Below are 3,091 nucleotides of genomic sequence, written 5' to 3' on the forward strand. Positions count from 1 at the left end.
CGCGCCTTGTTCCAGAAGCTGCCGCTGTTGCTCGCTCCATCGGCGTTGCTCCCCAAGAACAATCTTGCCGTGGCCCACGATGGTTATGGCGTCCCGTTGATCCTCAGTCGCGACGCGCAGGGCGAGGCGCATGTCATGGCCAATGTCTGCCGCCATCGCGGTACCCGACTGCTTAATGGCGACGGCGAGCATGCGGTCCCCGCGGCGCGGATCGTCTGTCCCTATCACGCCTGGACCTATCGTTCGGACGGCAGCCTGCTCGGCCTGCCGCGCGCCGATTGCTTCCCCGGGATGGACAAAGACGCGCATTCCTTGATGCGCTTCCGCGATTTCGAATGCGGCGGGCTGATCTGGTTTTCGCATGACCAGAAAGAAGATTTCGCCGAAATCGCGATGCTGTGCGAGGATTTCGACGCCTTCGGGTTCAGCGCGCACCATCTCTACAAGCGCAAGACCCACTCTGTCGCCGCCAATTGGAAACTGGTGATCGACGCATTCCTTGAATCCTACCACGTCCAGCGACTGCATTCGTCGACCATCGCCAATTTCTTCGCCGACGGGATTACCGCGGCGGACTGCATCGGCCAGCATCAGCGCGCTGCCGTCGGCCGCGCCGATTATCTCGCCGATGTCGACCGCAACGACTGGAGCGCGCTCCGCCGCGTCGTGACCTACACCTATCAGATTTTCCCCAACGCGGTGGTCATCGTCAGCCCCGATTACATCAACATCATGGTCGTCATGCCGACCAGCGTCGGCACCTGCCTGGTCGAAGATTTCATGCTGATCCCCGAACCGCCGCAGACCAATGAGGCCGAAGCGCATTGGAAGCGCAGCTGGGATTTGCTCGACGGCGTAACCTTCGCCGGCGAAGATTTCCACGCAGCGGAACTCTGCTACCGCGGCCTGTCGAGCGGATTGCTCAAGGAGGTCCAGCTCGGCACGTTGGAAAATGGCGTATCGGACTTCCATGCCAAGGTTGACGCGCTGTTAAAGGCTTAAACCCCCGCCTCGTCGCGGGTGATTGGAAACAACTGTAGCCCCTTGGGTGGCTTGCACGGTTTGCCGTCGAGATGCTTGTCGATCGCTTCCAGTGCCTGGCGCATCGCGCGGTCGTTATAGGGCTTCATCAGGCAGCCGATCGACAATTCATGCGCATTGTCGGGCGGGTAACCGGTGATGAACAATAAGGGGATGCCGCGTTTCTTGGCTTCGTGGGCCAGGTCGATCCCGGTTCGATCGCCGCGCAGGCGCACGTCGCTGAGGATCAGATCGACCTGCTCGCGGTCGAGCGCGGCCAGCGCTTCTTCGAAATCGTCATGCGTCGCGACCACTTCCAATCCGCAGTCGCGAAGGATCATTTCATTGTCGAACGCCGTCAGGGGTTCATCCTCAATGATAAGGACTCGCTTGACGATACGCTTGCGCTTGCCGAACAGCATGGCGACTCCAGTAGGACAACAATAGTGACCCCGCAACGAACGAAGCGCCCGCCCGTGCCACGGCGCCCCAATACACCGCGAAAAGCCAGTGGACCGCCGTTGCCGCGCGACGATGGCGATCAGCGAATCGCCAAGCTGCTGGCCCGCGCCGGGGTCGCCTCGCGCCGCGAAATCGAGCGGATGATCGAAGATGGCCGCATCGCGCTCAATGGCGAGGTGCTCAAGACCCCTGCGACCCTGCTCTCCTCGCTTGAGGGCGTCACGGTCGACGGCAAGGCGGTCAAGCCGCCCGCGGCGGCGCGCCTCTATTGCTTCTACAAGCCGACCGGCTGCTTGACCGCCGAGCGCGACCCCAAGGGCCGACCGACGATTTACGACAAGATGCCGCCGGGCCTGCCGCGGCTGATCCCGATCGGGCGGCTCGATTATATGACCGAGGGGCTGCTGCTGCTGACCAATGACGGCGAGTTGAAGCGACAGCTCGAACTGCCGAGCACCGGAGTCGTCCGCACCTATCGCGCCCGCGCCTTCGGCACCGTGTCGCAGGACCAACTCGAGGAATTGGCCGAAGGCGTGACGATCGAGGGCATTCGCTACGGCTCGATCAACGCCAATCTCGAACGCCGCACCGGGCGCAACGGCTGGATCGAGATGAGTCTGACCGAAGGCAAAAATCGCGAAGTGCGCAATGTTCTCGAACATCTCGGCCTTCAGGTCTCGCGCCTGATCCGCACCGCTTACGGCCCGTTCAACGCCGAGGGGCTTGCCCCGGGCGAAGTCGGCGAAGTCCCGCGCGAAGCCCTGTTCCGCTTTAGGCAGGAGCTTAAGTGAGGATCATTTCGGGCGCGTGGCGCGGGCGGAAACTGATTGCCCCCGCCGGACTGCAAACTCGCCCGACCGCCGACCGCACCCGCGAGACATTATTCTCGATGCTTGCCAGCCGCCTCGGCAGCTTCGATGCATTGCGGGTCGCCGATCTCTACGCGGGCAGCGGCGCGCTCGGGCTCGAAGCCTTGTCGCGCGGCGCTGTCCATTGCACCTTTGTCGAGAATGACCGCGCCGCGACCGACGCGATCCGCGCCAATGCCGCAACCCTCGGGGCGACCGGGATCGACATCATGGCGATGTCTGCCGCCCGCCTGCCGCGCGCGCAACCGGTTCACCTGATCCTCGCCGATCCGCCTTATGCCGATGGCTCGGGCAGCGCGGCGGTCGCGTCGGTCGTAGCGGCTGAATGGCTCGCGCCCGGCGGGTGGATGGCGGTCGAGACCGAGCGCGGCGCGAGCGTCGATCCCGGGCCGCTGAGCCTCGAGGTCGAGCGCGACACCGGCCGCGCCCGCCTCACCTTGCTTCGTCTCTCTTAAGCTTTCTTGGCCGTCTTGGCTTCCTTGGCCTTGGCTTCGGCGGCCGAATCCTTGACCGCCTGATATTCGGTCATCAACCGCGCGCCGATGGCGGCGGCAGCCGCCTTGCCCGCATCCTTGACCGCATTGCCCGACGACTTGCCCGACTTGCTCGACATGCCGGCCGCGATGGCGGTTACCGCAGCGGTTGCCCCGATTGCGATCAGGTCGGCGACGATCGGGTTTTCGGCGAGGCGCGCAAGCGCGTCATAGCCCGTGTTGGATTTGGCCGATTTCGACTTTCCG

The 3,091-nt window shown here is 63.9% G+C and carries 5 protein-coding genes; 3 read left to right on the plus strand and 2 right to left on the minus strand.

Annotation, left to right across the window (positions count from 1 at the left end; translation table 11 throughout):
- A partial coding sequence (locus RMN73_RS03510; protein ID WP_309601933.1) for an aromatic ring-hydroxylating dioxygenase subunit alpha occupies positions 1-1,002 on the plus strand: 1,002 nt, incomplete at its 5' end.
- Here the strand turns inward: RMN73_RS03510 and RMN73_RS03515 are convergent.
- The gene (locus RMN73_RS03515) at positions 999-1,442 is read right to left on the minus strand and encodes a response regulator (protein WP_309601934.1); all 444 of its coding nucleotides are present in this window, start codon (positions 1,440-1,442) and stop codon (positions 999-1,001) included. The two genes, RMN73_RS03510 and RMN73_RS03515, sit on opposite strands and share 4 nt — an antisense overlap.
- 21 nt (positions 1,443-1,463) lie before the next feature.
- Between RMN73_RS03515 and RMN73_RS03520 the strand changes: the two genes are divergently transcribed.
- Entirely contained in the window at positions 1,464-2,273 is an 810-nt protein-coding gene (locus RMN73_RS03520) for a pseudouridine synthase (RefSeq protein WP_405051515.1), read from the plus strand.
- Entirely contained in the window at positions 2,270-2,806 is a 537-nt protein-coding gene (gene rsmD, locus RMN73_RS03525) for a 16S rRNA (guanine(966)-N(2))-methyltransferase RsmD (RefSeq protein ID WP_309601936.1), read from the plus strand. The genes RMN73_RS03520 and rsmD overlap by 4 nt, the downstream gene beginning before the upstream one ends.
- Here rsmD and RMN73_RS03530 read toward each other — a convergent pair.
- A partial coding sequence (locus tag RMN73_RS03530; protein WP_309601937.1) for a hypothetical protein occupies positions 2,803-3,091 on the minus strand: 289 nt, incomplete at its 5' end. The two genes, rsmD and RMN73_RS03530, sit on opposite strands and share 4 nt — an antisense overlap.

Source organism: Sphingomonas sp., from assembly GCF_031372575.1.
Taxonomy (GTDB): Bacteria; Pseudomonadota; Alphaproteobacteria; order Sphingomonadales; family Sphingomonadaceae; genus Sphingomicrobium.

Coding starts and splice junctions, on each gene's coding strand:
- RMN73_RS03515 (WP_309601934.1), bottom strand. CDS start 1,442: ATGCTGTTCGGCAAGCGCAAGCGTATCGTCAAGCGAGTCCTTATCATT.